Origin of the sequence: Arcicella lustrica (genome assembly GCF_034930985.1) — a bacterium.
GTDB classification, from domain to species: Bacteria; Bacteroidota; Bacteroidia; order Cytophagales; family Spirosomataceae; genus Arcicella; species Arcicella lustrica.
Genome location: NZ_JAYGIM010000019.1, coordinates 120,867 through 137,904, shown reverse-complemented (window position 1 = coordinate 137,904; position 17,038 = coordinate 120,867). Strand labels below are relative to the sequence as shown.

Genomic DNA, 17,038 nt, shown 5'->3' with positions numbered 1-17,038 from the left:
TTATCTATTTAAAATGAAGCATTAATGCTAAAAACATAGTTGGGTGTTGGTGGAAGATTAGAATAATTGTTAGAATTCAAATATTCTGGATCGATACCATCATTATTTTTTGCCCAAAGCAATCCTAAGTTTCTAGCACTTGCGCTCAACGATAAGTTTTTAATGCTTGCTGGTAATACATTTTTTGGTAAAGAATATGCTAAGGAAATTTGTTGCAAACGAATATTGTCTGCACTTCTAATCATTAAATCCGAATAACGATAACGGTTTACGCTGTTGGCAGTAATACCTGTCAAACCTGGTACATTCGTAATAGCTTCGTCCCCAGCTTTTTTCCAACGATCTGCTAAATCTTCTTGGCGACCAATTACTCCAGAATATACGCCTGAAAATGTTGGATAGTTAGTGATAGATTGTTTCAAGAAAACATGACCCATGTAATAAGTAACCTGTACACCTAGCTCTAAATTTTTATATCTGAATGAATTGAAAAACCCACCATAAAAAGGAGCAATTCTAACACCGGCATATTTTAAATCATCTTTTGTAAGAGCTGTAGTATTAGTAGTGTGTTTTACGATGTTATTATTTTTATCATAAATCATTGATTGTCCCGTTTCATCTAAGCCTGCCCATTTATAAACAAATACATAACCCATCGGGTAATCTAGCAAAGGAGTAGTCGCTGTGGTAAGCGTTGCTGCATTATTTACGTAACGGCTATCTGTTACTTTGCCAGCACTGTAAGCAAAATTGAAAGTAGAAGTAATAGCCCAATCTTTATTGTTGACGAATTTTCCTGTTAAACCAAATTCTAAACCATGACTTTGAGCAGTCCCTGAATTAAAAAACACATTCGACCAGCCATAAGTAGCATTGTAAGGTAATGATGCTAAAATACCATAAGACTTTTTGGTATAAATATCAAAAACACCAGTGAATCGATTATCAAATAATCCAAAATCAAGCCCTGCATTCAATGTTCGAGTCGTTTCCCAACCTAAATCTTGATTGGCAGGATTATCAATTCTAGCAATTACTTGTTGGGTTTTAGCATCTGTTCCAGACACTGAAACGACCGTTTTGACATAACCTGCTAAAGGAACGCTTCCGCCAGTACCATAAGAAGTACGAATACCTAAATTGCTTAACCAGTTGATATTTTCTAGAAAGCTCTCTTGTTTGGCATTCCATTTTAACCCTAACGACCAAAGTGGAATTGCTCTATTTTTTCGATCAATCCCTACCAAAGTATAATCTTCAAAACGCATACTGCCTGTAAGAATATACTTTGAATTATATGAATAAGAAGCATTAGTAAAATAAGATAAATAACGATTTTTAGCTTCTGAAATAGCTCCTTGTGGATTTGACAAAGTACTTGTCCACCCATACATGGTGGTGTATGGAATTGTTGGGTTGATTGACTGGAAAGTATTGTTATCTAAATCAAATCCATAACGTGTTGAAGAATAGCCCTTTCTATACGTTTCACGAATTTCTACGCCGCCCAATGCTGTAACTTGATGACGACTTTGCCAAGTATGATTGGCATTAAATTGCCCACGAAGGGTATTATCATAATTTGAAGCATCAGTAATATTAAGTGTTCCACCATAAGGTACACCATACACTAATTTTCCTGCTTGAAGCGATGTTCCTGTATTTACAAAAACTCTTGATGTGTAGCTATTCAGTTCGTTTAATGTTTCATTTCTACTGATAAATCGTTGAGTCATTCCTGAAAAATCCACATTCAACCAATTGGTGATTTTAGTATTTAAACCCGCCGTTAAACGTATTTGATTTTGCGTTAAATTTGTATTTGCATAATCTAATTGGTCGATGGCATTGTATGTAAATGGCAGATAACCTTGCTTTTCAAGGTTAGTACCAATTTCAGGTCTGAAGATAAGTGTACGATTCACCAAATTACCAGCTTCATCCATCAGCATATCATAAGGACGAAGCGATTGTGTAAGTGTACTGAGGGCATCAATCGCTGCTCCATTTGATTTACTACTTGAAAAAAGATAATTAAACCCCGTGCGGAAACTTACTCTTTTTTTGAATAAATCAGAGGTGAAATTAGCGGTAACATTGGCACTTTGGGCAGCATTGCTTCTGTAGATGGGTTGGTCTTTATTATAATTTGCTGAAAAATAGTAAGTATTATTCTCGCCACCACCTGAAACAGAAAGATTATATTGCTGACTAACAGCTTGTTGTAATAAATATTTTTCTATTTGACTTTGGTTATTTCTTGTTCCTAAAATCGCTAAAGCAGAATCTCTTTGAGCGGTAGTTGCTGTTCCTCTTTTTACTTTAAACATCCATTCTTGTGCCTCACTATTATTAGGCGTACTTAATGGATTGGTACTTAAAAGTGGGTCTGTTAGGAAGTTTTTATTTACCATTTCCTGCTCCAAATCAATGTATTGAGCACTATTCATCCATTTAAGTCTTGAAATAGAGGGCGGTGTCGAAACACTAAAATTTGAAGAGAAACTCAACGTTGGCGTAGTTCTTTTACCTTTCTTGGTTTCGATAACCACTACACCATTGGCGGCCCTTGCCCCCCAAATGGCGGTAGCAGCAGCATCTTTCAAAAAGGTGATTTGTTCAACATCGGCTGGATTAATAAAACTAACGACAGAATTTCCAGTACTCGTTGTGTTTTGAATTCCTGTTAATTTTTGATTATCACCAATACTAATCATTGGAAAGCCATCAATCACAATCAAAGGCTCAGAAAAATCACTAAAAGTATTTGAGCTTCTGATTTGAATTCTGTTATTCCTTAAATCAAATTTTACGCCTGGCACTTTACCTTCCAAACGCTCCATCATGTTGATAGTAGGTACTTGGGCTAAATCTTTTGAAGTAATTACTGCATAAGAACCCGTAGTGCTTTCTTTAGCCACTTTAGTATAACCATCAGACACAACCGTTACTTCATTGAGGTTATAGAAAGAGTTTTTCATAATCACATTAATTACAGCACCAGTAATAGGAACTCGTTGAGATTCCATTCCGATGTGTGAAAAAATTAAGGTCTGATACCCCCCTGGAAAACTAATATGATAACGCCCATCACTACTACTGCTTGTTCCATTTCTTGAACCTTCAGGTATAATTGTTACACCTACTAATGGAACATTGTTTTGGTCGGTAATCATTCCAGAAACCATCGTTCTACTCATAGGTTGTATCACTGGATTATTTGGTGACTCTCCATCCGCTTTCGCTACATTCGATTGAGGTTCTAAATTCGGATTATTACTTTTTACAATGGCATAATGATTTACTCCGACGTATAAAAACAATAATTTTTCAGGATATAAAATTTCCTTTAGAATATCTTCGATGGTTTTTGCACTCGTCTTTACATTGACTGTAGTATTTTTTCCAGCGATAATATCGGGGTCGAACACTAATTTTGTGCCGAATTTGCGAGTAACCTGCGTAAGTGCTTCTTTGATAGAAACCTTCTGATTGCCCTGCGCAAATATGGGTACACTAAGTATTAAAAACAGCAGGAGTAACATAATCCTGTTTCCCAATGGGAAAAGTAAAAGCTTTTTCATTTGGAGATTTGGGTTTATGCAAATAGTTAAGTTTTGGGCAGTTCTATTTCATTCCTCGAAAAATCATTCAAGGACAAAATAAGAGAAAAACTTAAAAATTACGGTTTTGGCTTACTGATAACCCAAGTACTATCCCGTACTTGAATATCAATTTTTAGTACATTGGTTAAAATAAAGAATAAATTTTCTCGGTCTGAAAGCGGTATCACCCCTTCCAAATGCTTATTATTTAACGCTGGGGATTCTACTTGAATCCTAACTCCATAATTTTCTTCCAATTGTGGAATCAAATCACGAAGTGTAGTATTGGCATTCAAAATAATTGAGCGTTCTCTCCATGCTGTGGCGGCGGCGGGGTCGATTACACTTCTTTCAATCGTTTGATTACCATTTTTAACACTAAATTGTTCGCCAGGTTTCAGGCGATACCAATCTTTTCGGGTATTCATTTTAACAGCAACACTTCCCGAAATCAAGAGGACATTACTTTTGTTTTTACGTTCTTTTACATTAAAGGCTGTTCCTAATACTTGTACCGCTAAACTAGGCGTATGTACTACAAAGCGTTCTGAATCAAGAATCTCTGTTGGTTTTTTGTTCAAATGTTTTACTTCAAAATAAGCTTCCCCATTTATCCAAACTTCACGTACTTGGTTTTTACGCCAATGGGCTGAATACTTTATTGTTGAATTGATATTCAAGGTAACTTTTGATGAATCAGGCAAAATAATTGTTCTCGTTTTGGCATAAGGTGTCGCTATTTCAATTTGCTGTTTATAATAAAACAATTGCCCGAAATAACCTGCCCCAAACAACACCAAGAACACAGAAGCAGCTGCTACCCAACGAATGATACTCTTTTCGTTTTTATATACTTTTTCTTGTAAAGGTATCGCTTCGTTGATACGTTCCCAGAGGATGGTGGCATCATGCTCTTTTATCTCAATCCTTTTAGCTGCTTTAAGGATATAAGTTAATTCTGCTTTTGCCTGCTCATAGTTTAGCTTATTGGACGGATTCTGTGCCAACCAATTGTTCCAAAACTTACTATTACTTTCTTTGGGATACTTTACGCTTTGAATAAAGTAATCGTCTTCCAAAAATTCTTGCTTACTAAAGCTAGTGTATTCGATTTTCATGCTGAACCTGAATTACCTCGAGAATAATTCCTGATTTATTACAAGATGATTGGATTTGATACTTTACCCCATGGAATGTTAAAAAAAATTAACATTTTTTTAATTTGTAGAAAATAAAGGCTGGATTAACGTTTTAGGGAGGAAATTTGCAATAAAATCAAGGTCATTAAAAGGTCTTGATCTGAAACATTCATGATTTCTTTGAGACGTTCTAAAGCACGAGCTGACAATTTATAAACGGCTTTCGTCTGAATATCCATTACCTTGGCAATTTCCTCATAACTTACTTCTTCAAAGTAACGTAAATAAATTACCTCTCTTTGTTTAGGAGTAAGCAAAGAAAGGGCCTCGTGAAGTTTATTCACATTAATGGTTTCTTGCTCTAGTTTGATGAGTTCAAATTCTAGCGAAAACTCATTTTCAAGCGTATTTTTATACAATTGAATGATTTTACCACGATTGGTTTCTGTTCTATATTGTTCATTCAGCGAATTTCTCAATGAACCTAACAGATAGCTCTGCACATTTACTTCTTGTGCCAAAGTATCTCTTTTCACCCAGAGTTTTACAAAAAGGTCTTGTATTTTATCTTTTACCAGATGCTCATCCTGACACAAACGATAACCATATTCATACAAATGATTATAAAAATGAAAATACAGTGTTGAAAGAGCATCTTTATCTCCTTGTTTGAGTGCATTCCATAAGCTATAATCGTTGAAGGATTCCATTGGTTAGGTAAATAAAAACATCAAAATAGTCACCAATATATGATGAAACGACAGCTTTTTCTTAAAAAAGAATCGAAAATTACACCTATTTTCGTAGAAATGACAAAATTTGATAGGATTTCAGGAATAATGAGGTTATTTCTAAAGCGTTTTGGGGTATCATTAACAAAATCCCTTGACTTATCACTCTCAATTTCTCGTTGCTCCATGGGCTTTTTCGATAGGGGTTTGCACAAAACGTTTCTGCGGTTTTGATGAAAAGTATTTCCAATGATATTTAAGCCTAACTTTTCCCCTTTGGCTTAGAATATTAATATTGCTATAATCAAAAAAGAATAGACTAACGTCCCGAAGAACCTGTCTATTCTTTTAAAGAAGTAATCGTCTTTTTATCCTAGTATTTAGTTTTTCTGAAATTCCCCAGTAGCACGAATTGAGATTTCATCACTAACCATTATCGTTGCTAACTTCCCTCCTATTCCAAAATCACTTCTTTTAATCGTTGTCGTTGCCTTTACACCTAATTGCAGTTTTTTATTGTTGGGGTTTGGATGTGCAGCTGGGCCATTCATTGTTACGTCTAAACTGATGGGTTTGGTAATTCCTTTGATCGTCATATCTCCAAGCATTTTGTATTTGTTACCCCCAATTTTTGTTAAAGAAGTACTTTTGAATGAAATGGTAGAAAATTTTTCTACATTAAACATATCCTCACTTTTCAGGTGATTATCACGCATTTCCAAATCAGTGTTGATACTTGGAGATTCAATCGTAATTTCAAAAACAGCATCTGACAAATCGTCCTTTGATGCGGTTATTTTACCATCAAATTTTTTGAAATACCCATCTACTTCCGATATTCCGTGATGCTCGGCGATAAAAGTAAATTTCGAATGTCCTTTGTCGATTGTCCACTGACCAAATGAGGCTATTGATGCCAAAATTAAAGAAAATAACAAGGTTACTTTTTTCATGGTTGAAAATGTTTTAGGATGAATTATTTATTGAACTTGATAGATTACAGAATCATTGAATGATACTCTCCTAATTAATAATAAAAGTAAATCATGTAATAATTGTCTAAATAATTAGCTTTACTTTATTTTTAAGGAACAAAACTTGAATATTTAATGGCTGCATCTAAAATTTGTTTTGTGATGGCTACCTCTTTTTCATCTCGGGGCGAATAAATCATCATGTAGGTTTTGGCAGCTCTCGTCCCTGCAGATGCCAAACCATGCAATTCTCCCCAACCTTTTTGAATTACTTCTTTGGTGTCACTCGGACTTAAAATTATGTGCATAGAGCCATCAAAATGATGGATATGTCCAATTTCAGCATGAGAAACAGGTACTATTGATTGATTTCCCGAAGCTGAATCTTTCAAAAAGATGCCAGGGTTATGAATTTCTAAATAACTGTTTTTGAAAATTAACTTCCCGTCTGAATTGGCAACGGAAACATCAAACACATCTGACTGTATTTTCCTAATAGCTTCAGTATTGTGTTGGTCGGTTTGTCTATGTGGCACAGCAAAGGGTGCTATAGTTGGTTTAGTCCCTATTCGTTTGGGTAAATTTTGAAGGCTTTTAATATCCCCTTTTTCCCCAATATAAGGTTCTATTCTTTTCCAATCAGTACCAGACTTCAAAGCTTTGTTCATGTTTTGCACCGATTTAAAACCTTCCACTGTATGTGGCAAACCACCTAAGCCCAATGCTACCCATTGTTTATATTCTTCATAATCAGTTTCAGAAAGGTAATTTTTAACATAGGAACCAATAGTTTGTTTTTGTGTTCCAATACTTTCAATGTATAATTCTACTTCGTCACCAACTTTGAGATATTTTGGTGGTTTTTGACCAAGACCAACTCCAGATGGTGTACCTGTAGCTATAATATCGCCTGGTAGAAGCGTCATGTGTTGGCTGATGTAACTTATAAGATTGGCCAATTTAAAAATGAGGTCTTTTGTGTTGGCTTGCTGGGCAATTTTGCCATTTACTTTTAGCCACATTTTCAAATTTTCAGAATTATCAATGTTATCAGATAATACTAAATACGGTCCCACTGGAGCAAAAGTATCAGAACTTTTACCTTTATCCCACTGCCCCCCATCTTTTTTCAATTGCCATTCTCTTTCACTTACATCGTTTATAATGGAATAACCCGCTACATAGGACATTGCTTCTTGCACGGTAACATAGCTTGCTTTTTTACCTATCACCACAGCTAACTCTAACTCATAATCTGTACTTTGTGAATTTTTAGGGATTAATACGTCGTCGTATGGGCCTGAAAGTGCGGAAGAAGACTTCAAAAAAATTACTGGCTCTCTTGGGATCGGAATAGAAACACCTTGTCCTGGTCCCTCTTTTACGTGTTCTATATAGTTTAATCCAATTGCAATAATTTTTGAGGGACGAGCTACTGGAGAACCCATTCTAACATTAGTACCCACTTTTTTACATTTTGCAGCATTTTTTGTCAACCATTGTTGAAGTCTTTTAACGCCATTTGTTGCAAAGAATTTTTCATTGAAATCTTCCCCAAAATCAGAAACATCAAGTCGATTTCCAGCAGGATATTCTACAGCAGGTTTTTCATTTTCAAAATTTCCAAAACGAAAAAGTTTTATTTGGGTATGTTCAAGCGATTGAGCAACAAGAAGGACATTGGCTCCCATCAAAATCATAGAGATGAATAGCAGTTTTTTCATTAATAGCATGGATTAATTGAGACTAATATTTGCTATGACAAAGCAATCAGTATTCCAGCAATTAATTATTATACTATTTCTATAAATAATAATACAAATTACAATACACTGCTATTTGTTAATTGATTCCGATACTCAAGCGGAGTAAAGGTTGTGTGGTTTTTAAAAAAACGATTGAAATAAGGAGTATTTTCAAAGCCTAGTTTTAAGGCTATCTGGGCAATGTTAAGGTTCGTGTGAATCAGATAAGATTTTGCTTCTAAAATCATTTTGTCTTGAATAAATGATGAAGCAGTTTTGCCAGTTTGGTTTTTAATTGATGTATTAAGATTATTGGGATTGATATTTAATAAAGTAGCAAAATAACTAACAGATGGTATTGAATCTTTTTTCCCTTCGGCTAATTGTAGAAAATAGTTATCTATTTCTTTTTTAAAACATTGAAAAAGGCTTTTATCAATTTTAATCTGCGGGGAATATTTTTCAATTCTTTGGTTATAAATTCTCCTTATTTTATGTAGATAAATGTCTAATAATAATTTGATAAGTTCAAGTTTATCTTCTTTATCTGAATATATTTCCTCTATCATTTCATCAGATAGTTTTTTCAAAACCAAAGATTCGCTTTCAGTAATAGGAAGAATATGTTCGGACTCATTGCTAAAAAAAGGATATTTTTCAGCATAAAGACGATTAGTTACATCTATATCAGCAAATTTGGCTGAAAAATAAACGACATTTCCATAGAGTTTTCCTTTTCTCTCCCATGATTCTAACTTACTTGGACAACTAAAAACTAGACAATTTTTGGTTATTTCTTGTTTTTTCCCATTGGTAAATGACTGAATCTCTGAGTCTGAAAAATGAATCACTCGATAAAAATTAGCTCTATAAAGTGGCATATAAAAAAGCCTTTCATCTGGTTGGTCTTCGAGTTTCATACACATGATTTCGGGATGAAAAGGTTTCCCTATACCATATACATCAAAAAAATCAGTAATTGATTTTAAAAAAGGGATATGCCCTTGAAGATTTTTCATTAAAATTAAATTCCCAATTGAAGACTTATTAAGATTTACCAATAATAGAACGAATAGAAACAATACAATTCAAAGTTCTAAGTCCAATATATGTGTAATATTAGCGAAATGTTTTTCCATTCACGATTTTATAAACGCAAAAATCTCTGCAAGTCAAAACAACTTACAGAGATTGAGGAAAAAAGTTTCTATTGTTGTCCATAAACAAGTAACGAAGCTTTTGCAATGGTATTCATATTAATGACCATTCCCGTTAAAGCTGGACTGGCATTTTTCTCTAATTGTATTGGTGCTTTAAGTGCAAATACGGTAATAATATAGCGATGTACCTCTCCTACAGGTGGACATGGCCCAACATAACCAGGTGCTCCTGCATCATTGTTTCCATTAGCTGCTCCTTGTGGTAAATCTTGACCAGAAAAGTTGCCGGCATCTGATTTGAGTAGAGTTATACTTGCTGGAATATTATAAACCATCCAATGCCAAAATCCACTTCCGGTTGGTGCATCCATATCATACACTGAAATTGCAAATGCTTGGGTTTCTTTTGGTGCATTTTCCCAATGCAATTCTGGTGAAATATTATCACCTTTACAGCCCATAGCATTACCTAATTGCCTGTTGGTTATTTGTCCACCCAAATCATTACTTCTTAAAGTAAATGTCTGTGACTCTGAAATATTTGTCATAAAAACGGTTATGATTAAAGTTATTACTAAATGTTTCATTTTTAAAATATTAATGTGTTGCTTTTACTGTGATTTTAGCAGACGCTAAGGTTTTTGACCCAATAGTAGCTTTTACAATTGAGGGAGTTGAAGCACTTGATAATCCTAAAGTATTAGAGCTTAGAGCGTAAACCGTAATTTCATAATTGTGTGTTTCTCCAACTGGTGGACAAACTCCTACATAGCCTGCAACCTGAGCATCTGTTTGTGTTTGTAAAGCACCTTGGGGGATATTTGCACCAGAAAAATTTCCAGCGTCTTGCAATAAAGTAGTTGTATTTGTAGGAATATCAACTAAAAGCCAGTGATTAAAGCCTGCTCCTGAATTAGCATCTTTATCAAAAATTGTTACTGCAAAACTTTTAGTGCCATTAGGTGCATTTTCCCAACTTAATTGAGGTGATTTGTTTTCTCCAGTACAACCCCCAAAACCATTTGCATATTGTGCATTGGTCATAAAAGTAGTTGTAAACTCTGTACTTTTTAATATAAATATAGCATCAATATTGTTATCCTTTGAGCAAGCTGTAATACTCAAAATAATTCCTGCAATAATAGCAGTATGCAAAATTCTAAACTTCAGTTTGTACATATACCTTCTTTTTTTAATTAGATACAAAGGTAAAATGTAGGAAAAAGAGAAAATGTTGCTAATCGTTCAAATTCTATGGTTAATGAACCAAATGTCGTTTTTGATATTGTTTTGGACTAATTCCATAAACTTGCTTGAAGGATTGTGAAAAACTTGAAGGGTTCTCATAGCCAACTTTATAAGATACGTCACTGGGATTTTCCTTACATAAAAGCATAGATGCCGCAATTTCCATTTTTCGTTGTAAAAAATATTGACTTGGCGAGGTGTTGTATAATTTGATAAATCGTCTTTTAAAGGTTGAAATACTGATATTGCACAAAAAAGCTAATTCTTCTAATGTAACGTTATTAACGATGTTTTTCTCTACAGCATTTTTTATTTCAAAATCAGCTGTTCCGGTTTGTTTTAACGCTTGAAAGTTCAATATATAGTAGGGATAATTTTCAAGAAGATACAGCATAAATTCTTCAAATTTTAGCAATAATTTTTCCTGTGAAGCGAAACCGTTTCTTTGTATTATAAAACTCAATGATATGATATAGTTTTTAATAAAATCGTCTTTCTCTAAAACTATAAAAGGATTTTTAAGTTTGTCTGTTGCAGTTTTAAAACGCTCAATTAATGATGTATATTTAACAAAAAAATTAGTCAGTGCAACATCATCAAAAAAGAATAAGATACTACAATAGTCATTTTCCATTGATAACTTTTCTGTCATTAAGCAATTGCCTGATGAAAGAATCGCTATTTGTTCGTTGTTAATAATTGTTGTTTTATGAGCATAGCTCAAAACTTTCTTCCCTGTTTGTAAAAAACTGATAAGATTATGCTGTAACAAAATTTTATTTTTCAGTGCTTTCCTATCGGACGAATGCTTATATATAAAAAATGAGTTATTGGGCACTTTTTCTACCTCTTTTATTATGATTTGTGGTAAAGTAATTATATCTGTCATTTCAATTATTTCTATCCTAAAATTTCAATTTTAGTTGTGAATAGTTGGAAGCTTGAAAATATGGAATTTATAATTCTGTCAATACAAATATAGAACAAAGGTTTCTTGAAAAACAACAATTCACTTACTGATTAGTAATCGTTTTTTGCTTTTTTGAATATTGCTTTGTTAATTAAAAGACTGCCTAAATTTTAATGGGTGAAACGTTGGTTTTTATCTTGAATAACCTACTAAATGATTGTGAATTTTAAAGCCTAATTCGAAAGTAATTCCACCTACAAATAGTAATATTGTAAATAATTGGAACTGAAACAACAATCAGCTCCAATTATTATATTAATTCTACGCTTCATGCAATAGCAAACAATCCCATGGTTGCAAGGTTCTTTTTAAGATTAATAAACTTTTGGTATTCACTTTTATTTTCTCTTTTTTAGTAGCAAAGGCTGCATTTTTCAATATTGTTGTTTGTTCTCGTGTTGGGGGCTCTGGTTTACCCATTTCTTCCCATTTTTTGAAAGCGAAACCATGATTGCGGTCAAGTGTTTCAAGAATAAATACTGACGAAGGTTTAAGTCCATTAATAGTTAAGGATAAATATCTTGGAGTTCCTGTATTCAAAACTTTTTCTACATCACCATCTACAACATCTTTACGCTCTGCAGGGTAATGATATATTAACGAAGTAATTTTCCCTGATTTACTATGACGAGTAACAATTAGACCTTCTTCTTTATGTAAAATTTCGTCACCTAATTGATTAAGCATACGATACGCATGAAAAGTCGGCTTTACAATTCCTTGATAATTAATCATGCCAAAACCTCCATGCCAGATTGTTTCCCCTGCTCCTTTTTCTTCAAAAATGTCCGTAAATGTCCAATAAGATAAGGAATCGGTTAGTCCAATACCATCTAAATTTGCTTTTACAATATATGCTCCTGCTTGCAAACTATCATGGGTAGTATCTCTTGATGATGGACTGCTACTCCATTCTGTACAGTGCAATTCAGCATTTGGATAAGCACTTGCTTTAATTGTTCTCTGCAACCATTCTAAATCTTCTTTGGTGGCATTTACCTGTCTAACTCTTCCACCTCCTTTACCAGTCATTGGGTCTAAGGCCCAGTCGGTTGGATAAGGATGTGTTGAGATAAAATCAATAGGTAGGTTTTCCTTCTGGCAATAATTTAAAAAATCTTTAATCCATACGCCACGCCACTCTAGTGTATTAATATCGTTTACGGTAAGGGTTTTGTGTTTGGTTTTGTCTTCTACTTCACCATCGAAACGTTCATCAGGAACAAAATTGCTAGTCGAAGGTCCTCCTACTTTCAAATCATTATCTATAGCTTTAATAGCATTTACGGAGGTTTTATATAATTCAAAATATTGTGACTTTGTACCATCCCAAAAACCTTTTAAATCAGGCTCATTCCAAACTTCAAAATACCATGTTTTTACTTCAGATAAGCCATAGCGACTGATACAATGTTTTGTAAATTCACTTACTAATGCTGCCCATTTAGCTTGATCTTTAGGAGGAGAAACATACCCTTTCCACCAAAACTGTTTAGCTTCTGTACTAGCCATATCTTTTGGCATAAAACCCAATTCAACAAAAGGTTTTACGCCAATCTCCAGCATTCTATCAAACAAGTCGTCGATATATTGCCAGTTGTAAAAAGCTTTACCATTTACTTCTTTATAAACACACATATCTTCATGAAAAAGCCCATGAAAACGGCAAAAATCAAACCCACAATGTTTTTTTGCTAATGCTAATTGCTCTAACCAACCAGCTCTCAAACCTTCATTGGCACGTCCTGCACCTACACATTTACTCCAGAATTTAGTATATTTTTTTCCTTTTGTTTTTATATCTACTTGTACACTTAAATTTGGAACAAAATTCCCAGCTTTTAAAATTGGAGGAACCAATAGGGTTCCAGTTGCTGTCAACAAGCTATTTTTGATAAAAAGTCTTCTCTCCATTGGTCTTGATTTATATTTTTTAATATACTTTATTGATAATCTGATATTATTTTGTTGCTTCTGTCCTCAAAATTTTTCCTTTTTCCATTTCAACAATTTTTACATTTACTTTCCCATTTTCAAATAAATTTTCAATCATAATTTCTTGCTCTCTACCATCTTTTAATGTTACTTTAAAATGGTTTCCATTTAATGCTTCTATTTTTTTAAGCACAGATTCCTTTTCATAAGGCTCTAGTAGCGTTAAATAACTAATTTCTTTCCCTTGAGTTCTGAAACTAACAGTCTTTCTTACTTGGTCATCTTCTCCAACGGGACTATCACCACCAATACTTGCAACAAATCTGATGGCATTTAATCCTGTTAAATCTATACTGATGATACTTTCTTCGTTAACATTTTCAGGTTCTGCTGCCAAAGCTTCTGAGAATAGTTTCCCAGCAATAGTTATGTTTCCACCTTTATAATCTTGACTGGGAGAAATAGTTGGAATGACATTAGTCGTTGTTACTTTTAATTGTGATAAAGGGATTTCTTTCCCTTTGCTATTGATTATTTTAGCCCCAGCCCAAAACAAAGTATTTTGTTTTGCTGTCTTGAGTTTTTTGATTTTTAATTGTAAAATCTTTGTGTTTTTTACTGAAACATCTATCTCTCCACGACCCAAAATCCATGTTCCCAAAGTATCCATTGCTAATACTTTATTATCGGCAACTACTTGATAAGCAATTTTTTTATTAATGTTATAGGCCTCAGCATAATGACCAAGGCGTAAAGTAGATTTTTGTGGCCAAAGACAATAGGCATCTATATTTAGTATACCTGATTCTTGATAGCCATTAAAGCCACCACTTTCCCAGCTCTGTCCTGACTCAACTTTTAGGGTTGAACGGACTTTACCAATCCCATTTACTGCATAATTATTTACATTCGTGATAAACTGTCCGCTACTTAATGGATTGTTATCAAATTGAGGCTCTTGGTTAATAAAGGTTAAACTAGCATCCGCTTTTGCTCCACGAAGGTGTAATAAATTATCAAAAGTATGTGGTTTATCAGCTTTCAAGTAATCTGCCAAAACAACATAATCGTCTGTTACAATCATAAGCCTTCTTTGTAAAATGGCTTCGCTGTACGCTGTAACTTCTGCTACATTAGGATGTTGCTTAGGAACTGTAACAAAAGGGGCATCACCCGCTTTTACTTTATCAATTTGGGCATAGCCCCCAAAATAAGGTGGGTTACTCCATCTTGCATTTGTTTCAACAGCCATTGCTTGCATCATTTTTCCAGTATGAAAAAGCAGTGGGTTCGTTTCTTGTGGCTCTTGCATTTTACCATCAACTACAACCATATTATGTGCCATCGAAGGTTGTACCCACCATTTATACATATATGATCCATAACCAAACCAACTTGTTTCAGGATTCCAAAAGCTACGCCCATATCGCATTAATGAAAGTAAACTAGCTCGGTCAAAATGACCGTGATAACTTCCATGTGTTCCATATTTCATCGCTACTTGGATTTGCTCTTTTTGTTCTCTTCCCTCTTTTTGCGAACGCAAAACGGACACGCCAGCATTGTCTGAATGGGTAGATAAAGTATAAAGTTTTGGTGTATTTGCAGGTAAGTCTGGAATACCATATAGTAAATCACGATGTTCACTTTGCTTTATAACAGCAGCATAATTAATGTCTCTAAAGGCAAAATAGGCTATTTCAAAAGGTCCGCTACCAACTTTTTGTTCATGTCCATCGCCCATCCCAAACATAATTCCACGATAGTCAGGATAAATGGTGATGGCATCCCACATATCTTTCAATGTCACATAATTTCTTTTAATAGGGCCAAATTTTCCAAAAGCCATTCCTTGAAAATTTTCATATTCAAATGGTCTCAACCCTACATTTTGGGTTAAAGCCACAGGTATTTTTTCATTTAGAAAATCTATCCCAAAAGGTTTTGCTGCCAAAGCTAAAGCAGTCATGTTTTCAACACAACCTACATTATAACTTAATGAAACTTCGTACCACCAGCCGTCGTCCATCGTCCCATATCTTACATGGTCTTTTATGCCACCTGTATTGTTCATCAAGTAATTAAAATGATAAAAATCTTGTAGTACCAAAGCACATTGTGCTGCTGGACAAAGGTTAAAAACACTCCAGTTAGAAATACCGCCATCTCCCATACTTTCTTCTATGGTATAGATAAATAATCGTAAGCTATTTTCTATCAAATGTTTATCTGCTGATGACAATACACCTGAATCTTTGATTAAATCATAACTTCGAGCTATGCCTTCCCAAAAACCACCTTCTTGTGGAATGCCTTGACTATTGGCATGAAGAGTTGTCGGATAGGCTGTTGGTGCCGAAAGCCTACGTAATAACAAGGCTAATTTTTTGGCATACTTTTTCTCACCTGTAAGCTTATACGCAATGGCAACTGGCCAGAAACGTTGTTCCAAATAAGACTGATATACAGCCATTGACCCTTCTCCTTTGATATTTCCAACAGGCGTTTCTGGTACTTGAAATTCATCTGCTTTACGAATGTATTCAGTGGCTTCTTTTTTTGCCCATTCGTATTTTTGTGTTTTTTCAATTACTTCTTTCCAACCCGCTTCTTGATGCACCAAGAATGAGCCTTCTAGCTTTTTAACCGTGATAAAATCAATACTGCTAGTAATTCCATTGCTAGTAGCCGCCACTAAAGTTTGTGTTTCTTGTGAACCTTGTGGTGCTATTTCTGGAATATTTACATAAACATCGACTCGTTTTTCTTCGCCTGCTTGTAATGTGATAAAAGAAGGTTCAACCCTAGCCGACATGCCCTCCCAACCTTTTTTTATAAAGGAAAGGTTTACGATTTGTGTTTTGTCAGAACTATTTCCAATTAATGCAGTGTAATGAACGGCACTATCAGCTGTACCCGCTTTTGAAACGACGGTGGCATCAAAATAAAGTGGATTGCCTTTTATTAATTTAACATTTCGAAAACGAATTTTTGCGTCTGACTTTTCTTGAATATACTGACCTTTAAAGGTTATTTTTTTAACATATTTCAAAAAAAACGCTTGTCCTCGGTTATAATTAAAAGCCGAAAAAGGAACGGTTAAAGTATGCCATCCTTTCCCTTGCACTTTCAGGTTTGCGGTAGTAGAGTCTGGTAAGTTATGTCGGTTATCTTGTTTGGGAATATGAATAGTGATTTGTGTTTCGAACAAAGATTCTTTTTCTACATAAATGTCGATTTGAAGTCCATGCCAGTATCTAGCGTCAATTACACCGTCATGCTCTTGCATCAAACCTCTTTGATACCAACCTTTCGTGCCTTCTGGAACGGTAAAAATAGCTTTACCTGATGTTGAAAAATTTAGTATTTCATCAGTTTGTGAAACACCTTGCCAATTATTAAGAGGAAGATTTAGCCAAGCAGGATTCTTTGGATATAATCCATTTTGAGCAAACAACTGAATTGACAAAAGTAAAAGAAATGCAATTTTTGAAAAATGTTTTTTATGATTCATTAGGTTTTCCTTGT

11 protein-coding genes are annotated in these 17,038 nt (G+C 34.3%); all 11 read right to left on the bottom strand.

Going from position 1 to position 17,038, the window contains the following annotated elements:
* Positions 1-8: 8 nt before the first annotated feature.
* The gene (locus tag VB798_RS22120; RefSeq protein ID WP_323689423.1) at positions 9-3,587 is read right to left on the bottom strand and encodes a SusC/RagA family TonB-linked outer membrane protein; all 3,579 of its coding nucleotides are present in this window, start codon (positions 3,585-3,587) and stop codon (positions 9-11) included.
* A 98-nt stretch (positions 3,588-3,685) separates the two neighbouring features.
* Positions 3,686-4,726, bottom strand: coding sequence for a FecR family protein (locus VB798_RS22115; protein WP_323689422.1), 1,041 nt, complete (start codon positions 4,724-4,726; stop codon positions 3,686-3,688).
* A gap of 125 nt (positions 4,727-4,851) precedes the next feature.
* Positions 4,852-5,457 (bottom strand): RNA polymerase sigma factor, encoded by a 606-nt coding sequence (locus VB798_RS22110; protein WP_323689421.1) that lies wholly within the window; start codon positions 5,455-5,457, stop codon positions 4,852-4,854.
* Positions 5,458-5,858: 401 nt separating this feature from the next.
* Positions 5,859-6,431 (bottom strand): YceI family protein, encoded by a 573-nt coding sequence (locus tag VB798_RS22105; protein WP_323689420.1) that lies wholly within the window; start codon positions 6,429-6,431, stop codon positions 5,859-5,861.
* Positions 6,432-6,562: 131 nt separating this feature from the next.
* Entirely contained in the window at positions 6,563-8,176 is a 1,614-nt protein-coding gene (locus VB798_RS22100; RefSeq protein WP_323689419.1) for a fumarylacetoacetate hydrolase family protein, read from the bottom strand.
* Positions 8,177-8,274: 98 nt separating this feature from the next.
* Positions 8,275-9,216 (bottom strand): helix-turn-helix domain-containing protein, encoded by a 942-nt coding sequence (locus tag VB798_RS22095; protein ID WP_323689418.1) that lies wholly within the window; start codon positions 9,214-9,216, stop codon positions 8,275-8,277.
* 188 nt (positions 9,217-9,404) lie between these two features.
* Positions 9,405-9,944 (bottom strand): YbhB/YbcL family Raf kinase inhibitor-like protein, encoded by a 540-nt coding sequence (locus VB798_RS22090; protein WP_323689417.1) that lies wholly within the window; start codon positions 9,942-9,944, stop codon positions 9,405-9,407.
* 10 nt (positions 9,945-9,954) lie between these two features.
* Positions 9,955-10,536 carry a YbhB/YbcL family Raf kinase inhibitor-like protein gene (locus VB798_RS22085; RefSeq protein ID WP_323689416.1) on the bottom strand — a complete coding sequence of 194 codons (582 nt, stop codon included), beginning with the start codon at positions 10,534-10,536 and terminating at the stop codon, positions 9,955-9,957.
* Between the two features lie 79 nt (positions 10,537-10,615).
* On the bottom strand, positions 10,616-11,494 hold the full coding sequence (locus tag VB798_RS22080) for a helix-turn-helix domain-containing protein (RefSeq protein WP_323689415.1): 879 nt from the start codon (positions 11,492-11,494) through the stop codon (positions 10,616-10,618).
* A 342-nt stretch (positions 11,495-11,836) separates the two neighbouring features.
* Positions 11,837-13,489, bottom strand: a complete 1,653-nt coding sequence (locus VB798_RS22075; protein ID WP_323689414.1) for a GH39 family glycosyl hydrolase — start codon at positions 13,487-13,489, stop codon at positions 11,837-11,839.
* Positions 13,490-13,535: 46 nt separating this feature from the next.
* Positions 13,536-17,024, bottom strand: coding sequence for a COG1470 family protein (locus tag VB798_RS22070; RefSeq protein WP_323689413.1), 3,489 nt, complete (start codon positions 17,022-17,024; stop codon positions 13,536-13,538).
* Positions 17,025-17,038: the final 14 nt, after the last annotated feature.

Coding starts and splice junctions, on each gene's coding strand:
- VB798_RS22090 (WP_323689417.1), bottom strand. CDS start 9,944: ATGAAACATTTAGTAATAACTTTAATCATAACCGTTTTTATGACAAAT.
- VB798_RS22100 (WP_323689419.1), bottom strand. CDS start 8,176: ATGAAAAAACTGCTATTCATCTCTATGATTTTGATGGGAGCCAATGTC.
- VB798_RS22095 (WP_323689418.1), bottom strand. CDS start 9,216: ATGAAAAATCTTCAAGGGCATATCCCTTTTTTAAAATCAATTACTGAT.
- VB798_RS22105 (WP_323689420.1), bottom strand. CDS start 6,431: ATGAAAAAAGTAACCTTGTTATTTTCTTTAATTTTGGCATCAATAGCC.
- VB798_RS22085 (WP_323689416.1), bottom strand. CDS start 10,536: ATGTACAAACTGAAGTTTAGAATTTTGCATACTGCTATTATTGCAGGA.
- VB798_RS22070 (WP_323689413.1), bottom strand. CDS start 17,024: ATGAATCATAAAAAACATTTTTCAAAAATTGCATTTCTTTTACTTTTG.
- VB798_RS22110 (WP_323689421.1), bottom strand. CDS start 5,457: ATGGAATCCTTCAACGATTATAGCTTATGGAATGCACTCAAACAAGGA.
- VB798_RS22120 (WP_323689423.1), bottom strand. CDS start 3,587: ATGAAAAAGCTTTTACTTTTCCCATTGGGAAACAGGATTATGTTACTC.
- VB798_RS22115 (WP_323689422.1), bottom strand. CDS start 4,726: ATGAAAATCGAATACACTAGCTTTAGTAAGCAAGAATTTTTGGAAGAC.
- VB798_RS22080 (WP_323689415.1), bottom strand. CDS start 11,494: ATGACAGATATAATTACTTTACCACAAATCATAATAAAAGAGGTAGAA.
- VB798_RS22075 (WP_323689414.1), bottom strand. CDS start 13,489: ATGGAGAGAAGACTTTTTATCAAAAATAGCTTGTTGACAGCAACTGGA.